At 36.1% G+C, this 20,862-nt stretch carries 21 protein-coding genes; 16 read left to right on the plus strand and 5 right to left on the minus strand.

Annotation, left to right across the window (positions count from 1 at the left end):
* Positions 1-228 precede the first annotated feature (228 nt).
* Both V7127_RS00960 and V7127_RS00965 read left to right on the plus strand, forming a co-directional pair.
* Positions 229-756 (plus strand): RNA polymerase sigma factor, encoded by a 528-nt coding sequence (locus V7127_RS00960; protein WP_335482924.1) that lies wholly within the window; start codon positions 229-231, stop codon positions 754-756.
* Positions 740-1,354, plus strand: coding sequence for a hypothetical protein (locus V7127_RS00965; protein WP_335482926.1), 615 nt, complete (start codon positions 740-742; stop codon positions 1,352-1,354). Before V7127_RS00960 ends, V7127_RS00965 begins: the two co-directional genes overlap by 17 nt.
* Before the next feature lie 70 nt (positions 1,355-1,424).
* Here V7127_RS00965 and V7127_RS00970 read toward each other — a convergent pair whose 3' ends face one another.
* A complete protein-coding gene (locus V7127_RS00970; RefSeq protein WP_335346915.1) occupies positions 1,425-1,763 on the minus strand; it encodes a hypothetical protein in 339 nt (112 codons plus the stop codon).
* A 289-nt stretch (positions 1,764-2,052) separates the two neighbouring features.
* Here V7127_RS00970 and V7127_RS00975 point away from each other — a divergent pair, with 289 nt between their 5' ends.
* Complete coding sequence (locus tag V7127_RS00975) at positions 2,053-2,655, plus strand: cell wall hydrolase (RefSeq protein WP_335346914.1); 603 nt, start codon at positions 2,053-2,055, stop codon at positions 2,653-2,655.
* Positions 2,656-2,694: 39 nt separating this feature from the next.
* Here the strand turns inward: V7127_RS00975 and V7127_RS00980 are convergent, their stop codons facing one another.
* The gene (locus V7127_RS00980; RefSeq protein WP_335354011.1) at positions 2,695-3,570 is read right to left on the minus strand and encodes a metal-dependent hydrolase; all 876 of its coding nucleotides are present in this window, start codon (positions 3,568-3,570) and stop codon (positions 2,695-2,697) included.
* Between the two features lie 188 nt (positions 3,571-3,758).
* Between V7127_RS00980 and V7127_RS00985 the strand changes: the two genes are divergently transcribed.
* The 6 genes from V7127_RS00985 to V7127_RS01010 all read left to right on the plus strand — a co-directional run bounded on the left by V7127_RS00985 (position 3,759) and on the right by V7127_RS01010 (position 11,076).
* Complete coding sequence (locus V7127_RS00985) at positions 3,759-5,339, plus strand: peptide chain release factor 3 (protein ID WP_335354010.1); 1,581 nt, start codon at positions 3,759-3,761, stop codon at positions 5,337-5,339.
* A gap of 219 nt (positions 5,340-5,558) precedes the next feature.
* Complete coding sequence (gene nhaC / locus V7127_RS00990; RefSeq protein ID WP_335354009.1) at positions 5,559-6,938, plus strand: Na+/H+ antiporter NhaC; 1,380 nt, start codon at positions 5,559-5,561, stop codon at positions 6,936-6,938.
* 150 nt (positions 6,939-7,088) lie between these two features.
* Positions 7,089-7,562 carry a hypothetical protein gene (locus tag V7127_RS00995; protein WP_335354008.1) on the plus strand — a complete coding sequence of 158 codons (474 nt, stop codon included), beginning with the start codon at positions 7,089-7,091 and terminating at the stop codon, positions 7,560-7,562.
* Positions 7,563-7,713: 151 nt separating this feature from the next.
* Positions 7,714-8,976: a DUF5667 domain-containing protein gene (locus V7127_RS01000; RefSeq protein WP_335354007.1), complete on the plus strand. Its 1,263-nt coding sequence runs from the start codon at positions 7,714-7,716 to the stop codon at positions 8,974-8,976.
* A 130-nt stretch (positions 8,977-9,106) separates the two neighbouring features.
* Positions 9,107-9,862 (plus strand): RNA polymerase sigma factor SigI, encoded by a 756-nt coding sequence (gene sigI / locus V7127_RS01005; RefSeq protein ID WP_335346909.1) that lies wholly within the window; start codon positions 9,107-9,109, stop codon positions 9,860-9,862.
* Positions 9,859-11,076, plus strand: a complete 1,218-nt coding sequence (locus V7127_RS01010) for an anti-sigma factor domain-containing protein (protein WP_335482928.1) — start codon at positions 9,859-9,861, stop codon at positions 11,074-11,076. Before sigI ends, V7127_RS01010 begins: the two co-directional genes overlap by 4 nt.
* Before the next feature lie 81 nt (positions 11,077-11,157).
* Here V7127_RS01010 and V7127_RS01015 read toward each other — a convergent pair whose 3' ends face one another.
* Positions 11,158-11,355 carry an alpha/beta-type small acid-soluble spore protein gene (locus tag V7127_RS01015; protein WP_335346907.1) on the minus strand — a complete coding sequence of 66 codons (198 nt, stop codon included), beginning with the start codon at positions 11,353-11,355 and terminating at the stop codon, positions 11,158-11,160.
* A 239-nt stretch (positions 11,356-11,594) separates the two neighbouring features.
* On the opposite strand from V7127_RS01015, the gene V7127_RS01020 reads away from it, so the two are divergent.
* Positions 11,595-12,956: a TrkH family potassium uptake protein gene (locus V7127_RS01020; RefSeq protein ID WP_335482930.1), complete on the plus strand. Its 1,362-nt coding sequence runs from the start codon at positions 11,595-11,597 to the stop codon at positions 12,954-12,956.
* A gap of 38 nt (positions 12,957-12,994) precedes the next feature.
* Here V7127_RS01020 and V7127_RS01025 read toward each other — a convergent pair whose 3' ends face one another.
* Positions 12,995-13,345: a DUF3905 domain-containing protein gene (locus tag V7127_RS01025; protein ID WP_438823952.1), complete on the minus strand. Its 351-nt coding sequence runs from the start codon at positions 13,343-13,345 to the stop codon at positions 12,995-12,997.
* Between the two features lie 173 nt (positions 13,346-13,518).
* On the opposite strand from V7127_RS01025, the gene V7127_RS01030 reads away from it, so the two are divergent.
* Together V7127_RS01030 and V7127_RS01035 are read left to right on the plus strand one after the other, a co-directional pair.
* Positions 13,519-13,680: a hypothetical protein gene (locus V7127_RS01030; RefSeq protein ID WP_335482932.1), complete on the plus strand. Its 162-nt coding sequence runs from the start codon at positions 13,519-13,521 to the stop codon at positions 13,678-13,680.
* The gene (locus V7127_RS01035) at positions 13,680-13,823 is read left to right on the plus strand and encodes a hypothetical protein (RefSeq protein ID WP_335355486.1); all 144 of its coding nucleotides are present in this window, start codon (positions 13,680-13,682) and stop codon (positions 13,821-13,823) included. The genes V7127_RS01030 and V7127_RS01035 overlap by 1 nt, the downstream gene beginning before the upstream one ends.
* A gap of 43 nt (positions 13,824-13,866) precedes the next feature.
* Here the strand turns inward: V7127_RS01035 and V7127_RS01040 are convergent, their stop codons facing one another.
* Entirely contained in the window at positions 13,867-15,618 is a 1,752-nt protein-coding gene (locus V7127_RS01040) for a B12-binding domain-containing radical SAM protein (protein ID WP_335482934.1), read from the minus strand.
* A gap of 233 nt (positions 15,619-15,851) precedes the next feature.
* On the opposite strand from V7127_RS01040, the gene V7127_RS01045 reads away from it, so the two are divergent.
* The 4 genes from V7127_RS01045 (at position 15,852) to V7127_RS01060 (ending at position 20,857) form a co-directional block, all read left to right on the plus strand.
* On the plus strand, positions 15,852-16,484 hold the full coding sequence (locus tag V7127_RS01045; RefSeq protein WP_335347433.1) for a helix-turn-helix transcriptional regulator: 633 nt from the start codon (positions 15,852-15,854) through the stop codon (positions 16,482-16,484).
* Between the two features lie 21 nt (positions 16,485-16,505).
* Positions 16,506-17,318, plus strand: coding sequence for a pyruvate, water dikinase regulatory protein (locus tag V7127_RS01050; RefSeq protein WP_335347434.1), 813 nt, complete (start codon positions 16,506-16,508; stop codon positions 17,316-17,318).
* Positions 17,319-17,323: 5 nt separating this feature from the next.
* Positions 17,324-19,993: a pyruvate, phosphate dikinase gene (gene ppdK / locus V7127_RS01055; RefSeq protein ID WP_335355488.1), complete on the plus strand. Its 2,670-nt coding sequence runs from the start codon at positions 17,324-17,326 to the stop codon at positions 19,991-19,993.
* A 147-nt stretch (positions 19,994-20,140) separates the two neighbouring features.
* Positions 20,141-20,857, plus strand: coding sequence for a (Fe-S)-binding protein (locus tag V7127_RS01060; protein WP_335355489.1), 717 nt, complete (start codon positions 20,141-20,143; stop codon positions 20,855-20,857).
* Positions 20,858-20,862: the final 5 nt, after the last annotated feature.

Consider the following 20,862-nt stretch of genomic DNA (forward strand, 5'->3'; position numbering starts at 1 on the left):
AATGGAATGATCAAAAAACATACTTTTATCCTGTTTTCAAATGATTGAGCAGGAGAATAGATATACATATCTAAAATGCTATTGAATTTAAGGAATAAATGATCTGGAAATCATTGCTAACAATTGGTAAGGTAGGGAATATTACAACATTAGTCATTAATATGTTTTGAAAAGTGATTCTTTTTTGTACCTTATTCGTCTAATAGTTTGTATGAGGGAGCGGATAAAATGAAAAGAAATTCTGCAGAACATTTTGAACAAGTATACACAGAATATAGTGATAAAATTTACGGCTATATTTTTCTCCTAGTAAATAATAAAGAGATTGCTGAAGACTTGACTCAAGAAGCTTTTATCAAAGCATTTAGAAGTCTAGACCAATTCAATGGAGAGTCTCATATGTTTACTTGGTTATTTCGTATTGCCAGAAATGTGACGATCGATTTTTTACGAAAAAAGCGGTTGTACCAATTTTTTTCAATAGATAAATATCAATTCGAGTCTGAAAAGCAATCACCATTAGAAATTGTACTTAAAGGGGAGAATATTACAATTCTTTACGAGGCCATTAGAAAATTAAAGATTAGCTATCGGGAAGTGATTATTTTAAGAAAGATCAAAGAGTTTTCCATAAAGGAGACCGCTGAAATTTTAAATTGGAATGAAAATAAAGTTAAAATTACAACTTCTAGAGCAATGGCAGCGTTAAAAAAAGAATTACTAAAACGGAGGGTTAGCCATGAGGAAGTTATCTGAATATGATCATTCTTTTCAGGAATTGAAGCATATACCTCGCTCAAATCAGCAAAAACAATTAAGTTTACTGAAAATCTTGGATGAGATGAATAAACAAACAAAAGGTACGAAAAACCTTTTTCCACAAATATTAACTATTTCAGTTTCGTTTGCTGCATGTGTTTTATTTGCCTTTATTTTTTTACATCAATCAGATCTAATCCAAACCTCAAGTATGATCAATACAATAGAAAATAATTCAATTATTCAAATGACATTATCCCCTGCAAAGTCAAAACATACATTTACTCAGAAAGAGGGGGGGAATCAAAAGGATATTTACTTTATTGAAGATGATGACTGGAATCATACTTTTAACAAATTAATAAAAAATGCTCAAAATGTTTCTTATGAGCCTCGAACTGTGCCGTTATATGATCTGCTTATTACTTTAGAAAATCATGAAACGGTAAAAATAAAGGTATGGGCAGAGGAAGGATTAGTCTATTTAAAAGAATTAGAACAAGAAAAATTTTATCTTTTATCTAGGGAAAATAGTACAGTTTTTATTAATAAAGTAAATTCCATTCATGAATATGTCGAAACGCCTTTGGAATAGAAACCATTACAAAAAACGAAGTCCATTTTTAGGAGGACTTCGTTTTTTACATCCGAGTTTAATGGAATTTCTATTGAGCACGGCATATATTACTCCAAAATCCTTCGATACAAACCTTATATCTCGGAACATTGCCATCTCCTCCGCCGTAAGCATATTTTGTGCAGTACCAGCAAAGGGGCTCCCCATTAGTTGATTCATCATCGTTAAGACTGTTTATTGTTGCGTCTGGCCCATCGAACTTTAAATTTGATTTCTCTTCAATTGTGGTGAATACTTGTCCAGCTTTGATGTTTTCTGAATCTACACCTTCTGCATTAAATGGCTTTATCACATCGTTTTGTGATGCAAAAGCTTGAGTAGTTACTACGAGCATTAAAATTAGCAGAATGACAATACTCCTTTTCATACTAAATTCCCCCTTATATATTCGATTAATAGTAGAATAACTTATTTTTCCAATTAAGAAATGGTTCGAAACTAGTAAATACCTTTAGTGCTTAATAACTAACTATTATGAAACATCTCATTAAAATGAATATATGCTATTGGTTTTTCCTGCTTATTCCTTTCATTCCATGGAAAATATTAAGGAGTGTTGACTAGGACTAAAGTATGTTACGGTTATATATGTTGGCACATAACTTGCATAGAATTTCAACCATACAAATAAGGCTTTTCTAATAGGAGGAGATATAATGAAGAAACTTGCAGTAGCTATGCTAGCAGGATTCATGATGCTCTCATTCCAATTTATCCAATCTAAGGATACACATGTTAATGCTGAAACATTAGATCATGTAGATATATATACTGTTCAAAAAGGCGATTCCCTTTTTAATATTGGAGTGAAATACGGAGTATCTGAGATAGAGTTACAGGAAATAAATTATTTAAAGTCGAACAAGATTCACCCTGGTCAAAAGCTAATTTTACCTAAAACAATTTCAAGGGCTGAAAAAGACCTCCTTGCGAGGCTTGTACATGCAGAGGCTAAAGGAGAGCCGTATGAGGGAAAGGTTGCAGTCGCATTAGTCGTATTGAATCGGGTAGAAGATGACCGATTCCCGGATAAGATTAAAGATGTTATATATCAAAAAAGACAATTCCAGCCTGTTGATAATGGAGCGATCAATGAGCCTTCTGATAAAGATTCTAAAAAGGCTGTGATGGAAGCTTTAGCTCTTCAAGGACAAGGTGATGATTCAATATTTTTCTTTAATCCTGATAAAACAGACAGTAAATGGTTAAGAACAAAAAAAGTAACAACCGTAATTGGCAATCATAGGTTCGCGAAATAATGGAATTAGTGGAAAAACAAAGATGAGGTTTTATAGCCCTCATCTTATTTCATTTTTCTCAATATATTCAAATAAAAATGATTGTCCATTACGATAAAACCGCGGGTCATATAAGCCGAGACGCTCCTTATCGTTTACGAGAACAACGAATGGGGACCATTCATAAAGAGTTTTTGCTTCTGGACGCTCATCAAACAATTTGTCTAAATCGGCTTCGGCTGCTGATTCAAGAACATATTGAACTTTTTTGTCTTGCAAAAGATTGTCTTGAAAAATAGTCACCTGATTATCCTTCATCGTAATGACAGAAAAGGTCCATGGAACAAAACCGGCAGAAAGAGCCACTTGCTCATATTGATCATCATATTGTTTGTAGATTATATACCCTTGAGCTGTTTGAACAATTAGATGTAAGGCAATGAATGCCCAGGCAAGCTTAAAATAATAAGGAGACTTTATTTTCTCTTTTCTTGAAAAAATAAAAGCTACTCCTAAAATTCCCCAAAATACTAAATCTACGATCGGGATCGTCCCAAATGTAATCCTTTTAGAGAAAAACGGCTCTAAATACCCAGTTCCCCATGCATTAAAAAGATCGCTCGTATCATGTATAAAAACTGCAAGCCATCCAAGCAGGAATAATTTCATATCTTTAATCTTAAAAAAGATCAAACAAATGAGTGAAAAAAACAGGGCCCAAAAAGGTGTTAAGAAAACAGAGTGAGTAATTCCTCGATGCCACATTTGATACAGGCCCTCTGTATCCCAAAACCTGGATATGACATCAATGTCAGGAATTAGACTTGCACCGACCGCAGTTACAAGATAAGCTCTTTTATGATTTTTATCCAATTCCTCTTTATTAACAGTCCCATACAAGGCAAGTCCGAATAAAGTATGAGTAATCGAATCCAGCAGGATCACCTCCAGAAAGAAATATTCTTAGTCTAAAATATAACTTAATTATAGACACAATTTGCCTTCAAAGCTATTTTTAAAACCATTTGCAAAATGTCTTGTGTAATATACAGTATTGCAATATGTTTTTTAAAAATGATAAAATTAAAGGTACGATTAAATTTGAAAGTCAGTGAGGAAATTACATGGGCAATAAATTAAAAGAGGAAGTATTATCACGCAGAACTTTTGCTATTATATCTCACCCGGACGCAGGAAAAACTACCTTAACTGAGAAGCTCCTTTTATTTGGAGGGGCCATTAGGGATGCTGGGACCGTAAAGGGAAAGAAGACGGGAAAATATGCAACAAGTGACTGGATGGAAATTGAGAAGCAGCGGGGAATATCCGTTACGTCCAGTGTGATGCAATTTGACTATAACGGGGCACGTGTTAATATCCTGGATACACCTGGACATCAGGATTTCAGTGAAGATACGTACCGGACATTAACTGCTGTTGACAGTGCAGTAATGATTATTGATTCAGCAAAAGGGATAGAAGAGCAGACATTAAAGCTTTTTAAAGTTTGCCGAATGAGGGGCATTCCTATCTTTACTTTTATTAATAAACTGGACCGGCAAGGAAGATCTCCATTAGAGCTTCTAGCAGAGCTTGAAGAAGTAATGGGTATTCAATCATATCCGATGAATTGGCCAATCGGAATGGGGAAAGAATTCCTTGGCATTTACGATCGTTTTAATAATCGAATTGAGCAATTCCGTGTTGAGGAGAAGGATCGCTTCCTTCCATTGAATGAAGATGGGGAAATTGATGGCGATCATACTATAAAGGAATCAGGTCTATATGAGCAAACACTCGAAGAGATTATGCTTTTAAATGAAGCTGGGAACGAGTTTTCTGTTGACAAAGTGAAAGAGGGGGAGCTTACTCCAGTTTTCTTTGGAAGTGCTTTAACGAACTTTGGGGTACAAACTTTTTTAGAGTCCTATCTGCAGTTTGCACCTCCTCCGCAAGCCCGAAAATCAACTGCTGGAGAAATTGATCCTTTATCGGAAAGCTTTTCAGGCTTTATTTTTAAAATCCAAGCTAATATGAATCCTGCACATCGTGATCGTATTGCTTTCCTTAGAATTTGTTCTGGCCGATTTGAGCGCGGGATGTCTGTAAATATTCCTAGACTAGGCAAGCAAATAAAACTAGCTCAGTCTACCCAATTCATGGCAGACGATAGGAGCACAGTAGATGTAGCTGTCAGTGGAGATATTATCGGGATATATGATACTGGAACATATCAAATTGGTGATACGTTAACATCAGGAAAAGATCAATTCCAATTTGAACGGCTTCCGCAATTTACACCAGAGCTTTTCGTTAAGGTTTATGCGAAAAACGTAATGAAACAAAAACATTTCCACAAAGGGATTCAGCAGCTAGTTCAAGAAGGAGCAATCCAGCTGTATAAAACCGTTAAAACCGAGGATTTACTTTTAGGAGCTGTTGGACAGCTTCAATTTGAAGTGTTTGAACACCGAATGAAAAATGAATATAACACAGAAGTCATTATGGAAAGAATTGGATCTAAAATTGTTCGCTGGGTAGATGGAGATAATGTGAATGAAAATCTTTCAAGCTCAAGAAGCCTTCTTGTCCATGATCGATTTGATCATAAAGTTTTCTTATTCGAGAATGATTTCGCGCTTCGCTGGTTCCAAGAAAAGAATCCAGAAGTTAAATTGTATAATCCTATGGATTCAGAGCATTAAAAATAAAAAGAAAAACGGCTTGCTAAAGGAGCCGTTTTTCTTTTTATGATCTAAACAATACTTTTCTAGTATGATGATAATTTTGTAGGAACCCAGGATAAAACAAATGATGAACTTGACATAAGGCTGAAAAAACACTATATTAATATTATGATTTATACTTTAGTGCTAAAAAGCGTTCAAGTGTAAATGTTCTTGGAAACAAAGGAGAGTCACATCATGGAACGTATACAACAAGCAATAACTCTAAGGCCTTTGGAAGCTTTTTTCATTACAGCCATAATATTAGGTGGAATCAGCAGTACGATCATTTTTTCTGGTGTAGTCCCTCATATACCGATTGTCTTGGCTATTATGTGTCTAATAGGTTTTGGACTTTTAAAGAAAATAAGTATGAGAGATTTAGAGGATGGCCTTACAAGTGGAGCAAAATCCGGTCTTGGGGCTATTTTTATTTTTTTCTTTATTGGCATGTTAATTAGCAGCTGGATGGCAAGCGGAACGATTCCAACTTTTATTTACTTAGCGTTAGAAGTTGTGAACGGGAAGTTTTTCTATGCAATTGCTTTTGCCGTGTCCTCTATTATTGGTCTAAGCATTGGCAGCTCATTGACGACAGCTGCAACGATTGGCGTTGCATTTATGAGCGTATCCTCCGCTCTAGGCTTGTCAGAAGCATTAACGGCTGGAGCGGTTATCTCAGGTGCCTTCTTTGGGGATAAGATGTCTCCGCTATCAGATACAACGAATCTGGCATCGATGATCGTTAAGGTGGATTTATTTGATCATATAAAAAATATGGCTTGGACTACTGTGCCTGCATTTCTCATTTCATTCGTCCTATTTGCCGTTTTATCTCCTGCAGAGGCTGTTTCGAATTTTGCTCAAATCGGCTTATTAAAGCAGACTTTAATCGATCAAGGATTTGTTCATTGGTATTCCCTTGCCCCCTTTTTAATATTAAGTTATTTAGCGATAAAGAAAGTTTCAGCCATTACAACTTTGTCTGCAAGTATTTTATCGGCACTATTCATTAGTTTCTTTGTACAAAAGGGCTTTGACTTAAATAAAATGATGAATCTTTTATATTTTGGATTTCAATCTAATAGTGGTGTAAAGGAAGTGGATTCCCTATTAACAGGGGGAGGAATGGAAAGCATGATGTTTTCCATTTCATTAGTCTTGCTGGCTCTCTCAATGGGCGGTTTGTTATTTAAATTAGGAATATTACCTGCATTATTAGAGGGAATAAAGGGCTGCTTAAATCGTGTTCCAGCATTAATTGCCTCAACTGCCGGAACTGCCATCGGCATTAATTTTCTTCTTGGGGAACAATATCTTTCTATCCTCTTAACAGGAAAAGCTTATCAAGAAGCTTATGAAAAAGCAGGATTACATCCAAAAAGTCTTTCAAGGGTGCTGGAGGATGCCGGAACCGTTATTAATCCACTCGTTCCATGGGGAGTTTGCGGTGTGTTTTTAACAGGTATTTTAGGTGTTGATACGATTAGCTACTTACCTTTCACCTTCTTTTGCCTCTTATCTCCAATTATAACTATTTTTTATGGTATTACGGGCTTTACTATTGTAAAAAAGTGAAAGAACTGCTTATTTTAGGCTGTTCTTTCACTTTTTTTTGAATTTTTGTCGAATGTTGTAGGAATTAAATTGGAAATTATTTGGGAAGTGGAAAATATTTAGCGCCTTCTCAGAGCAAAATAATACTATCGAAACTTGGCTGGTGATGAGATGAAAACATTTACAAAATTGGAAGCTATATTATGGAGTATTGCTCTGCCTGGATTTAGTCAGTTATTATCGGGACATTTATGGAAGGGCCTTTTTTTAGTTGTGCTCGAATTTATGATTAATGTATTCAGCAATTTCAATATGGCCATCATGTATAGCTTTATGGGGGAAATTGATAATGCGATTGAAGTGACTGATTTCCAATGGTTAATGTTTTATCCATGTTTATATATGTTTGCTATGTGGGATGCATATCGAAGTGCAATGACAAAAACCGAAGAGTTTTCCTATCTTCCATTTGTCTTTAGTGCCTATTTTATTACAGTAGGGCTAATGTATTCGACAAAACTAACCCTTTTTGGGGTGTTATTTGGGCCAGTGTTTTTACCTATGCTTTTTTTAATTCCAGGATTAGTTATTGGGTTTCTAATAAGGTGGTTAATTTTAACAATTAGGAAACAAAGTGCTATATAGTGTTTTTAAGCTTTAACAACTGTTTTTGTTAAGGCTTTTTTTGTGTTTATTAATTTTTTTATCTAATAACCCCCAAAAACTATCTAATCACCTCCGTACAGTTGTAGTGAAAATAGCGGCCGCTAAGAAAATAACTATGAGGTGAAAAAAGATGAAATTTTTATCAACTAAGGAATTAAACAAAATAGCAAAAGGAACTTTAGCATTAGTCTTAGCAGGAACATTCACATTTTCTGCCTCTCTAACATCAGCAGCCGAAAATACAGAAAACCAAGAACCTTATCAAACGGTAGTTTTGGACAATCAAACAAGTGAAAATAATGTCCAAACTGAAAATAAAGAATTAGATGCTGAAACGAATAATCAGGAAAGTACAGAAGATGTAGTCAGTGCTGAAAAGCCATCTCTAGTTCCTGGGAATTTTTTCTACTTTGCGAAAATTGCCTTAGAAAAAATCAAATTAGCCCTTACCTTTGATGATGAAAAGGAAGCAAAATTACTTGCCACCTTTGCAGCAGAGCGCCTAGCTGAAGCTGAAGCACTTTTTGCAAAGGAAAAAGAAGAAGAGGCAATGAAAGTAATTGAAGAAGCGCTAAAAAATATTACAAAAGCAGAAGATCAAGTGAATAAAGAACAAGAAGACACTACGAGTGAAGAGTCTGTTGAAAAGGATACTGAAAAAGTAGAACAGACAGAAAAAGAAAAGACTGATGCTGAAGAAGTGGCTGCAAATGATGAAGTGACGGTTGATGTAGATAAAGCAGATAAGCCAGCCGATGAAATGCAAGAATTAATGTCACAAAACATTATTGCTTTAAAAGCGGCACTGGAAAAGGTGAAAAATCCAGTTGCAAAGGCTGCACTGCAAAAAAATATTGATAAAAGCTATGCGAAACTAGCGAAAAAGATTGAGAAACTAAACAAAAAATATGGAATAGATGAAGAGTCAGAGGCTATCACCGAAAAAGCAGAGGCAAATGACGAAGTAAGCAAGGATGAGAATACAACTACAGATAAAACAGCTCAAGAAGTTGTAACCAGTGATAATGATGAAGCTGTTATTCAAGAGAAAACTACTCAAGCTGAAGGGGAAAATAAGAAGCTAGAGGAAAAAGCAAAGAAAGCTGAGGAACGTGCTGAGGCGAAAAAAGCACATGAATTAAAGAAGCAGCAAGAAAAACAAGCTCGTGAATTAGCAAAAGCAGAAGAAAAACAAGCTCGTGAGGTAGCTAAAGCAGAAGAAAAACAAAAGCGTGAAGCTGCTAAACAAGAAGCAAAGCAAGCTCGTAAGGAAGCAAAGGAACAACGTGAAGAATTAAAAAAAGCCGGAAAACAGGCTCAAGAAGCAAAGCATGATCACAAACACTCACATAAAAAGGATCATGAAAATAAAGGAAATGGGAAAAACGACTAATTTTTTGTAAAGATTTATTAATTTATAAGAAAAAGAGGACTTAATTTAAGTTCTCTTTTCCTTATCATGCAGCCAACCCTTAAAAAACGTTCCTCGCCATCGTATGATATAATGTGTTTTGGATAAAGAGGTGAGGCTATTGCTAGGTTTGTTGTTCATGGCAAAAAAACGAAAAAAAACAATGGAAGAAACAGTTTATTTAATTCAGCAAGGCGATACGAACCTTCAAAATGAACTAATAAATTCATATAAACCATTTATTGCTAAGACCGTGTCATCCGTTTGTAAGAGATTCATACATGACTCAGATGATGAATTCAGCATAGGTCTAATAGCTTTTAATGAAGCGATTCAAAAATATTCTCCTGAAAAAGGGAGTTCATTAATAAGTTTTTCTGAGGTCTTAATAAAACGAAGGGTTATTGATTATATTCGGACTCAGTCTAGGCACCAAATATTGAAGCTAGATTACACGGCAAATGAAAGTGAAGAAGATCAGACTGGAAATGCGATTGAAAATGAGCTATCAATAATTGATTACAAAAGGAAAACAGATGAAGAATCAAGAAGGGAAGAAATCCTTCAATTTAATGAAGTTCTTCATCAATTCGAGCTTTCGTTTAATGATTTACTTCAGCAATCTCCAAAGCATGCGGATGCAAGAAAAAATGCAATGATGGTCGCACAATTAATTGCTGATCATAGTGAGCTTAAGCATATTTTACTTGAAAAGAAAAGATTGCCCATTAAACAGCTTGAAAACTATGTTTCTATTAGTAGAAAGACAATTGAAAGAAATAGAAAATACATAATTGCTATGTCACTTATTTTAATTGGTGATTATGTGTATTTAAGGGATTATATTAAAGGGGTGTTGGAAACGTGAAAACTGGAATAATAATGGAGATAAATGAACGTTTTTTAACGCTATTAACCCCAGAAGGTGAATTTCTGCGTGCGGCAAAACTTAATAGACAATACGAAATTGGTCAGGAAATCGATTTTTATCCACTAAGTATCGATAATACCAATAATTGGACATTATTTACCTTATTTTCGACCTTAAAAGCTAAAGCCATAATTGCAGCAGCTATTGTGATCATACTAGTAGGTACTTCTGTTTTTACTTTTAATGGTAATAATGAGGTTTATGCCTATATGTCTATTGATAGTAATTCAAGTATTGAATTAGCGATTAATGATAAGTTCCAAGTAATTGACATTTTGCCTTACAATGAAAAAGGGGAACAAATAGTTAAACATATACATGATTGGAAGAAAAAAGATATTCAGGACATCACGGGTCAGATTATAAAGGAAATTATAAATCAAGGGTATGCCAAAAATAATTATGAGATCGTTATTGCCACTGTGAATACAAAGAAAGACAATAAAGCACTTGAAACGAAGTTGAATGAAGAAATTACTGAAATAAAAGAGAATATTCAAAAGGAAAAGCTTGATGTAAAGGTTATGGATGCATCCCCAAATGATAGAAAAGAAGCAAAGGAAAAAGGACTATCCATTGGATCATATAAAGAAACTCAATTGAAAAAGAAAACTGAAAACAATTCTGGGTCACATAAATATAACAAGCTAGAAAATAAGAAGCCGGATCAAACTCAAAAGACTAACAATACAGAAAACGAAAAAAGTCATAATAGTGAACATTCTACTATCCCCCCTGGTCAGCTAAAAAAAGAGCAAGATTCTAATCAAAGTAATAAATCTGACCAAGCAAACAAAAGTCAATTTGAAAAAGCAATCCCTCCTGGTCAACAAAAAAAGGAGGATCGTGTCAAAAATAACAACGGTAATAAACAGGAAAATGTAAATGAAAATAAAAATAAAAATGAGCATCAATTAGAAAAAAATAAGCACAATAACAAAGAGGGAAATCCCTCCAATCAAAGAGGGAATGGAAAAGAAGCCCAATTAAACTCGAAAGGTTACGTGCATAATAAAGGAACATCTAATTCAAACCAAAGAAACGGATCAGACAGAAGTAATAGGCATCATGACAATGACAATGACAATAGACATAACGATAAGAATAACAAGGATTATGATAAGGATAAGAAGGATAACGATAGGGATTAACATAAATTGTAATGAAAAGTCCGGTAAAGGGAACCGGACTTTTTTTGATCCATCATATATTCAGTTCATATACACTTAAAGCTAGAGGTTATTTCCAGACATACTCGCCTGTGCTTGCTTCACTAGTCTCTTTGTAATCTCCCCGCCTACTGAACCATTTGCTCGGGAGACGGTATCCGAACCAAGCTGAACCCCAAATTCTTCTGCAATTTCATATTTAACTTGATCTAAATATTGCTCTATTCCGGGAACTAATAATTTATTGCTGCTATTTGCCAATTTTTCTCAACTCCTATTATTGTTTAACAGAGGTTATTTATTTCTCTGTAATTGTAGTATGTTTATAAATGGTCAATTCATAAGTGGAAATATTTTTCGTAATAGCAAATAATATGTGAACTGCAAAGTATTATTTAATTTCTAGCTGTAAGATAAAAAATAATTAGAAATGACTTTCATAATAAAGATTAATTCTTTATGATAGAGGGTATGAAAAGAAAGGAAAGGAAATTTAATTCATGTGGAGAAAGGCAAAAGTCCGTTTAGGTAGACTAACACCTGCTCAGGTTATAACAAGCTATTATTTACTGGCAGTTACAATTTCAGTATTGCTTCTTAGCATTCCATATGTACATAAACCTGGTGTAGAAATTGATTTTATAGATACGGTATTTACTGCTGTAAGTGCCGTGAGTGTGACAGGTTTAACTGTTGTAGATATATCAGAGACCTACAGTGTATTTGGATATTTTGTCATTATGATTGTCTTGCAATTCGGCGGTCTGGGAATCATGGCAATCGGCACGTTTTTCTGGATGCTATTAGGGAGAAAGATTGGCCTGCGGAGTAGACGTCTTATAATGATAGACCACAATCAAATTTCATTATCTGGTCTTGTACATTTGATTAGAGAAATAATCAAAATTATCCTTTTAATTGAACTGCTAGGGGCATTAATCCTAGGCTTTCATTTTTTGAAATATTATCCTACATGGGAGGATGCATTCCTTCATGGTTTATTCGCCTCGATTAGTGCAACAACGAATGCGGGAATGGATATAAGAGGATCTTCACTCGTTCCCTTTGCAGGTGATTATTTTGTTCAATTAATTAACATCCTATTGATTATCCTCGGAGCGATAGGCTTCCCAGTATTAATTGAAGTAAAGGAATATTTATTTAATAAAACTGAATTAGAGGGTCGTTTCCGATTTTCATTATTTACGAAACTTACAACCATTACTTATGCCGGCCTCCTGATTATAGGAACAATATTCATATTACTGTTAGAGTTTAATCACTTTTTGAAGGGAGTTACATGGCATAAAGGCTTTTTTTATGCGTTTTTCCAAGCTGCTTCAACGAGAAGTGCCGGTCTTACAACGATGGATATTAGTGAGTTTACAATGCCTACCTTATTGGTCATAAGTATTCTAATGTTCATCGGCGCTTCACCAAGTTCAGTAGGCGGGGGTATAAGAACTACGACATTTGCATTAAATATCTTATTTATTTTTCATTTTGCAAAAGGAAATAGGGATATTAAGATATTTAACCGTGAGCTTCACCAAGATGATATTCTTAAATCTTTAGCCATTACAATATTAGCGATGGTCATGTGTTTTATATCTGTTGTTATTCTAAGCATATCTGATAGCCAGCATGAGCTTATTGCCATTATAGTCGAGGTTTGCTCTGCTTTTGGTACAACGGGTCTTTCCATGGGGATTACGGCCGATCTAAGCAGCTTTGGAAAATGCATTCTAATGGTCCTAATGTTTATTGGAAGAATCGGGTTAACATCCTTCTTATTTATTATTGGCGGTAAAGAGAAAAAGACAAATTATCATTATCCGAAAGAACGAGTGATTATAGGGTAAAGAAAGAGGGGCTGTCCTTATAAGACAGCCCCTCTATCTTAATCTGTTCCCTTACTTACATCATGAGTAGGGTGCATAAAAGGAACTCCTTGTGGCCGTTTTTTTCTTTCCAGCAGATCTTTGTTTTCTGACGTATTCCAGCCAATATCATTCGTCGGATGAACCCATTCATCACCAGCCATAATGGATGGATCCGTGTCCTTGCTCCAATTTTCTAAAGGGGAATTTTCTGAAGAATAGAAGCTATCACCGATGACAACGCCATGTGAATTTTCAAAGGGTGCTTCCATTTTAATCCCTGTTCCCTTGAAACTAGGCGCTTCAATTTGATGCGGCAAAGTCTCATCAATGCCAATATTCTTTCCAACATCCTTTTCCTTTTTATCCATTTCATTCATCCCTTTTCTTGTGTATAGAAAATAGCTGGTCTTTTTTTAGGGTTTGTTGATTCAGATGATTTATAAGCCGTTTCAAATTGAAATTTAAGGGAATTTTTTTTTGAATGAAAAAATATTGTAAGAAAATAATAAGAATGTACTATTTCCAATAGGAGGCTTCAGTCATGGCAAAAAGAAAAGCGGAATTTGATGCTGCTCTAAAACATACGAAAACCCCAAAGAAAAACTTAGAGGAATCAGAATTCTCTGCAGAATTTAGCCAAGGTGAAAACCCAATGAAAGGGGCAAACCGGAATTCTAAGCAAGGGAGAAAGGGCAGATCATAATGGGGAAAAACAAAGAAAAACAAAAAAACGCCAATGTTGAATTTGGCAACGAGTTTGGCGATATAAATGCGAGCAAGCTTTATGAGCTTCCCTTTATGAATGAAGATCAGGAAAAGAAAAACAATAGAAAAAAGAAATGTTAATAAATCAGCCCGCTGCTAATTGCAGGGGGCTGATAAAGTATTACTAATTTTTAGATGAAGAAAAAATGAAAGATTTTTCATTTCTTGAATCAAAATATGTCAGGATGGAAGTAGGCTTTTTGTTGATTTCTCCGGTAGTTAAATATTTATCGAGATCAAATGTAAGCCTTTCGATTAGAGTGTACTTATAAATATCCTTTTCGTTGAGGCCAATTTTAACAAATTCAGAGCCTAAAATGGATGGATTTTGGATAATGTCCTGATAAATAATTGACCTTTCAGCCTTATCATAGCTAGCGGAGGTATCCCACCATGGTTTTCTCGGTCTATATTTTTGTCTAATTAAATAATCATACTTCATTAAACCTTCTATAATATCTAAGTCGGCTATGTTCTTATTTTGAAGAAATTCATAAAGTCTTCTAAATAAATCCTCTAGCTGATGTCCAATTCTTGACCAGCCTCTTTCCTCCCAATAGCTGCCGAACTCCTGAAAGAAATCAAATGGAGATGAGAATGATTTCGTTACTAGATATTCAATAGTGAAATCCATTCTATGGTCATTCCAATATTTTTCTAATACATCCTCAACCTGTTTAATCCGGATAATGTCGTCAAAAGATAATACATTATTTCCGAGCATTTCGTAAGGCGAATGATCCATATAAATATATTGGTGCTGAGCAGCTCTCAACCGCAGGCCTGTCCCTCTTAATAATTTTAAGAAACCAAGCTGCAGTTCCTCAGGTCTCATCTCGAATACATCGTTAAATGTTTTTCGGAAGGAATGATAATCTTCCTCTGGAAGTCCAGCAATTAAATCAAGATGCTGGTCTATTTTTCCGCCATTTTTGACCATTGTCACTGTACGTGAAAGCTTTTCGAAATTTTGCTTTCTCATGACAAGTTCATTTGTATAGTCATTCGTTGATTGAACGCCTATTTCAAAACGGAATAAACCCGGCGGCGCCTCCTTATTTAGAAATTCAATGACCTCAGGCCTCATGATGTCTGCAGTAATTTCAAACTGAAAAACAGTCCCTGGCAAATGCTCATCTATTAAAAATTGAAACATTTCCATCGCATAGCTTCTGCTAATATTAAATGTCCGATCAACAAACTTAATCGTTTTTGCGCCGTTTTTCATTAAATAGCGAATATCGTCCTTAATCTTTTCACGGTCGAAATACCGAACCCCAACCTCTATCGATGAGAGGCAGAATTGACAGCTAAAAGGGCAGCCGCGGCTTGTCTCAATATACGTAACACGCTTGGAAAGGTGAGGGATATCCTCTTCAAATCTGAAGGGAGATGGTAATTCTCGAAGATCCAGCTTATTTCGCTGAGGATTGATTTTGACCTCTCCATCCTTACGATAAGCAACCCCATGTATTTGCTCAATCTCCAATTCTCCTTGTATTCCTGAAAGTAATTGCTTAAATGTCTCTTCTCCTTCACCAATAACAATATAGTCGAAATCCTTAACCTTTTTCATCCATTCTAGAACATCATAGGAAACTTCAGGACCGCCAACGACAATTTGAATAGATGGGTTAATCTTTTTGATCATATTGACTACTTTAATCGTTTCTTCGATATTCCAAATATAACAGCTAAATCCGATTACTTCCGGCTTCTTTCGAATTAAATCGGTCACGATATTCATAATTGGATCTTTAATTGTATATTCAGCAATTTCTATATGAAATTCAGGGCTTGCATAAGCCTTTAAATAACGTATGGCAATATTCGTGTGAATATATTTTGCATTTAATGTAGAACAGATTATCTTCATGAAAGAAACTCCTTTAAGAGTATTAAATAACAACATATTATTATAACTTATTGTTGACAAAATAGATAGATGGGAAACCTGCCCTCCTTTGAATCATTCAATTAAGGAGTGATAGTTTAACAATTTTGAAAAAAGGGTGAAAAATAAATAGGATATACTATATACAAATAAGTATGTCATAATTATAATGGTAATATAAAATAATACATACTTATCTTACTTAGGGGGTGGTGATGATTAAATTATCCAATCGCCAGGATGAAATTCTTCAAATTGTCAAACGTAATGGCCCAATAACAGGAAATGAAATCGCTAAAAAGCTCTCCCTTTCTAGGGCTGCCTTACGCCCAGATCTTGCTATACTCACAAGAACTGGAAATATAGATGCCAGGCCTCGAGTAGGCTATTTCTATAATGAGGAATTTCAAGTCATGCGCCAGGCAGAAAAGTTTATCAATCAAAAGGTAAAGGATTTTAAAGCACATCCAATTGTAGTTGAAAGTTCGACCTCTGTTTATGATGCAATTGTCCAGTTGTTTTTAGAAGATGTTGGTACGCTTTATGCAGTTGATTCTGAGGGGTATTTAGCAGGTGTCGTTTCAAGAAAGGATTTACTAAGGGCATCACTTGGAAACAAGAATCTTCAGGAACTTCCAGTAAGTGTAATTATGACGAGGATGCCAAATATTAAAACAGTTGATCCAGAAGAAACATTGCTAGAGGCTGCCAAAAAAATGATTTCTTTTCATATTGATTCTTTACCCGTTGTAAAAGAAGTTAAGGAGAAAAGCAACACGTATTTATTGTTAGGAAGAATAACGAAAACAACCTTAACGCGCGCATATATAGAAATAGGAGAAAAATAAGCTCAGGGGAGTTGCAAAAAGTTGATGCGAAAGGAAATAGTTTATGTAGTGTCAGACTCGGTTGGGGAAACTGCAGAGTTTGTCGTAAAAGCGGTAGCAACTCAGTTTATTGGCAGTCGAATTGATATTCGCAGAAATTCATATGTAGATGATATTGAGGATATTGAAGATATTATTATTCTAGCAAGTAAAGACCAATCGATCATTGCTTATACGATTGTTGTTCCAGCTTTAAAGGAGCATTTAGATAAAAGAGCTAAGGAAGAAGGAATTGTAGCTGTTGATTTATTAAACCCCTTAATGAATGCGTTTCAAACACAGTTTAACAAAGAGCCACATCATAGTCCTGGGTTAATGAGGAGGTTAGACGAAGAATATTTTAGGAAGATTGAAGCAATTGAATTTGCAGTTAAATATGATGATGGGCGTGATCCGCGAGGTATAACTAAAGCAGACATTGTTTTGATTGGTGTTTCGAGAACGTCAAAAACACCATTATCAATGTACTTAGCGCATAAACGGTTTAAGGTTGCGAATGTTCCATTAGTTCCGGAGGTTCCGCCTCCAGACGAGCTATTTGAAATTCCACGAAAGAATTGTATTGGATTAATCATTTCACCAGATAAACTAAATGAAATACGCAAGGAGCGATTAAAGGCACTAGGACTTGCCTCGCAAGCAAACTATGCCAGCTTTGCTCGGATCCTTGAAGAATTGGATTATGCTGAGAAAATTATGAAGCGTGTTGGATGTCCGATTATTAATGTATCGAATAAGGCAGTGGAAGAAACAGCAGGCTTAATTCTGGAAGTGTTAAAAAAGGAGAGGAGCTAAAAATCATGGGGAAATTCGTTTATTTATTTCAAGAAGGTAATGGAAATATGAAAGACTTGCTCGGAGGAAAAGGAGCAAATCTAGCGGAAATGACAAAAATCGGCTTGCCGGTACCATCTGGTTTTACGATTACAACAGAAGCGTGCAATGCTTATTATGAATCTGATAAAGCGATTCCTGCTTCAGTTGAACTGCAAACATTAGAGGCTCTATCCCGTCTGGAAGAGAAAATGGGAAAAAAGCTGGGAGACGCTGAGAATCCTTTACTTGTTTCTGTACGTTCAGGTTCCGTTTTTTCTATGCCTGGAATGATGGATACAATCCTAAACCTTGGAATGAATGACGAAACAGTTACTGGTTTAGCGAACTTAACAAATAATCCCCGTTTTGCGTATGATTCCTACCGCCGATTTATTCAGATGTTCAGCAATGTTGTCCTAGAAATTGACACGTATTTTTTTGAGCAATTATTAGAAGAAACTCGTGAACAAAAAGGATATACGACTGACCCTGAATTGACGGCTGAAGATTGGAAAGAAGTGATTGCCGGTTATAAAGAAATTGTGAAGAAACATACGAGAAAAGCATTTCCCGAGGATCCAAAGGAACAGCTTTTCCTTGCTATCCGTGCTGTATTTAACTCTTGGAATAATCAGCGAGCAATCGTTTACCGCCGCCTGAACAAAATTCCTGACCATCTTGGAACAGCTGTTAATATTCAAAGTATGGTATTTGGCAATATGGGGAATGACTCAGGGACTGGTGTTGCTTTTACAAGAAATCCGTCAACGGGTGAACCGGTGCTTTACGGTGAGTATTTAATTAATGCTCAAGGGGAGGACGTTGTTGCAGGAATTCGAACTCCACAGCCAATTCGAACATTAAAGGAAGAAATGCCAGAAGTATTTGAGCAATTTATTCAAACCTCTCAGCAGCTTGAGCAGCATTATCTAGAAATGCAGGATATTGAGTTTACGGTAGAAAGGGGTAAGCTATTTATTCTTCAAACGCGAAATGGAAAGAGAACAGCTCAAGCTGCCATTCGCATTGCTGTAGAAATGGTAGATGAAGGGATTATTGATAAAGAAACGGCTCTTCTTCGTGTTGACCCTGACCAGTTAAATCAGCTTCTTCACCGCAGGATTGATGACTCAGCAGTAAAGCCTATTTTAGCAAAAGGGCTTCCAGCTTCTCCTGGTGCTGCGACAGGTCAGGTAGTTTTCGATGCTGATGAAGCAGAACAATTGGCAAATGAAGGCAAAAAAGTGATCCTTGTTCGTCCTGAGACGACCCCAGATGACATTCATGGGATTGTCGCTGCTCAAGCCATTTTGACAAGCAGGGGAGGAATGACTAGCCATGCTGCCGTTGTTGCCAGAGGAATGGGAAAGGCATGTATATGCGGCTGTGAAGCTTTAAAAATCGATTTAAAAGCCAAACAATTTGCCGCTGGCGAAAAAGTGATTAAGTATGGAGATATCATAACAATTGATGGTTCAACTGGAGAAATCATTCTTGGAGAAGTCCCGATGATCGATCCAGAGCTGTCGGAAGAATTTCAGCGATTACTTGGATGGGCAGATGAAGTGCGTAATATTACAGTTCGGGCTAACGCTGATAATCCAGAGGATGCGAAAAAAGCCTTCGAATTTGGCGCTGCCGGTATTGGTTTATGCAGGACGGAACACATGTTTATGGATAGTAAGCGGATACCAATTGTTCAAAAAATGATATTAGCAGAAAGCTTCAATGAGAGAAAGGAAGCGCTTGAGCAGCTTTTACCGATGCAACAAGGGGATTTTGAAGGGATTTTTGAAGCGATGCAAGGATATCCAGTAAATGTTCGTTTACTTGACCCTCCGCTTCATGAGTTTTTGCCTCATAAAGAGGAGCTTCTCGTTGAGGTAACAAGGCTTCAAATTTTAGATCCGGAATCGAAGGAATTAAAGCAAAAAGAGCAATTGCTTAAAAAGGTACGGCAATTAGACGAGTATAACCCTATGCTTGGACTTCGTGGCTGCCGTTTAGGAATGATGTATCCGGAAATTTATGAAATGCAGGCAAAGGCGATCTTCTACGCTGCCTCTAAGCTAGCTGAAAGATTGATAGATGTTCAGCCAGAAATCATGATTCCGCTAGTCGGTCATGTCAATGAACTTAAACAAATGCGTCAAGTAGTGATTGATGCAGCAAACCATGTTCAGGCAGAGACCGGTAAGGAGATTAAGTATACAATTGGTACAATGATAGAAATTCCACGTGCTGCTTTGACAGCGGACGAAATAGCGGTGGAAGCCGATTTCTTCTCATTTGGAACAAATGATTTAACTCAAACAACGTTTGGTTACAGCCGTGATGATGCAGAGGGGAAATTCCTTCAGGCCTATATTGAGAACAAAGTTCTTCCGGAAAACCCATTTGCAGCACTTGATCAAAATGGCGTTGGAAAGCTTGTGGAAACAGGTGTACAACTTGGAAGAAAAACAAAGCCAACGCTTAAAACAGGTATTTGCGGGGAACATGGGGGAGAGAAAAGCTCTATTGAGTTCTTCTATAAGACAGGGCTAGATTATGTCAGCTGTTCGCCTTATAGAGTGCCATTAGCTCGATTAGCAGCAGCGCAAGCAACCATTCGCCATGAAAATAAAAAAGCTGAGGTATATACGAACGCTTAATTCAATGAAGGACAGTATCTTAGGGGTACTGTCCTATTTTCTATGTTAAAATTTTCGAACAAATATGATAACACACACTTTCTTTCATTAAATAATATAGATAGAATAATAATATAGTAAGAAAAATGATTAGAAAGAAGGTTGGCTATGAGAGTAAGCCTATTTGCTACATGTTTAGTAGATATGTTTCAAAGTAATGTTGGAAAGGCTACAGTTGAAGTTCTAGAGCGGCTTGGCTGTACAATTGATTTTCCAAAAGATCAGGTTTGCTGCGGACAGCCTGCCTATAACAGCGGTTATGTGAAAGAATCAAAAGAAGCGATGAAAAGAATGATCGAGGCATTCGAGGATTCAGAGTATGTTGTCTCTCCTTCTGGATCGTGCGCTTATATGTTTCATGAATATCCGACTATTTTTAGAGGAGATCCAGTTTGGGAGCCAAGAGCAAAGGAACTGGCTGAAAAAACGTATGAATTAACTCAATTTATTGTAGATGTTTTAAAGGTCGAGGATGTAGGGGCCAAATTGGAAGGAAAGGCAACTTACCATACTTCCTGTCATATGACGAGATTGCTAGGTGTAAAGGATGCACCTCTTAAACTATTAAGTCATGTACAGGGGCTTGAATATACAGAACTGCCGAACAAACATAATTGTTGTGGTTTCGGAGGTACATTCTCTGTGAAAATGGCGCAAATATCAGAGCAAATGGTTGATGAGAAGGTTCAGCATATTGAGGAAACGAAGGCCGAATATTTAATCGGTGCAGATGGCGGATGCTTAATGAATATTGGCGGGCGCATCGACCGAAAAGGGAAGCCAATAAAGGTCATGCACATTGCTGAAATATTAAACAGCCGTTAAAGGGG

Source organism: Bacillus sp. JJ1773 (genome assembly GCF_036962035.1).
In the GTDB taxonomy this organism is placed as follows: Bacteria; Bacillota; Bacilli; order Bacillales; family Cytobacillaceae; genus Cytobacillus.

What these genes read in the sequence shown, in the direction of transcription:
- V7127_RS00960 (WP_335482924.1), top strand. Translation starts at nt 229, where the DNA reads ATGAAAAGAAATTCTGCAGAACATTTTGAACAAGTATACACAGAATAT.
- V7127_RS00965 (WP_335482926.1), top strand. Translation starts at nt 740, where the DNA reads ATGAGGAAGTTATCTGAATATGATCATTCTTTTCAGGAATTGAAGCAT.
- V7127_RS00970 (WP_335346915.1), bottom strand. Translation starts at nt 1,763, where the DNA reads ATGAAAAGGAGTATTGTCATTCTGCTAATTTTAATGCTCGTAGTAACT.
- V7127_RS00975 (WP_335346914.1), top strand. Translation starts at nt 2,053, where the DNA reads ATGAAGAAACTTGCAGTAGCTATGCTAGCAGGATTCATGATGCTCTCA.
- V7127_RS00985 (WP_335354010.1), top strand. Translation starts at nt 3,759, where the DNA reads ATGGGCAATAAATTAAAAGAGGAAGTATTATCACGCAGAACTTTTGCT.
- nhaC (WP_335354009.1), top strand. Translation starts at nt 5,559, where the DNA reads ATGGAACGTATACAACAAGCAATAACTCTAAGGCCTTTGGAAGCTTTT.
- V7127_RS00995 (WP_335354008.1), top strand. Translation starts at nt 7,089, where the DNA reads ATGAAAACATTTACAAAATTGGAAGCTATATTATGGAGTATTGCTCTG.
- V7127_RS01000 (WP_335354007.1), top strand. Translation starts at nt 7,714, where the DNA reads ATGAAATTTTTATCAACTAAGGAATTAAACAAAATAGCAAAAGGAACT.
- V7127_RS01020 (WP_335482930.1), top strand. Translation starts at nt 11,595, where the DNA reads ATGTGGAGAAAGGCAAAAGTCCGTTTAGGTAGACTAACACCTGCTCAG.
- V7127_RS01025 (WP_438823952.1), bottom strand. Translation starts at nt 13,345, where the DNA reads ATGGATAAAAAGGAAAAGGATGTTGGAAAGAATATTGGCATTGATGAG.
- V7127_RS01030 (WP_335482932.1), top strand. Translation starts at nt 13,519, where the DNA reads ATGGCAAAAAGAAAAGCGGAATTTGATGCTGCTCTAAAACATACGAAA.
- V7127_RS01035 (WP_335355486.1), top strand. Translation starts at nt 13,680, where the DNA reads ATGGGGAAAAACAAAGAAAAACAAAAAAACGCCAATGTTGAATTTGGC.
- V7127_RS01040 (WP_335482934.1), bottom strand. Translation starts at nt 15,618, where the DNA reads ATGAAGATAATCTGTTCTACATTAAATGCAAAATATATTCACACGAAT.
- V7127_RS01045 (WP_335347433.1), top strand. Translation starts at nt 15,852, where the DNA reads ATGATTAAATTATCCAATCGCCAGGATGAAATTCTTCAAATTGTCAAA.
- ppdK (WP_335355488.1), top strand. Translation starts at nt 17,324, where the DNA reads ATGGGGAAATTCGTTTATTTATTTCAAGAAGGTAATGGAAATATGAAA.
- V7127_RS01060 (WP_335355489.1), top strand. Translation starts at nt 20,141, where the DNA reads ATGAGAGTAAGCCTATTTGCTACATGTTTAGTAGATATGTTTCAAAGT.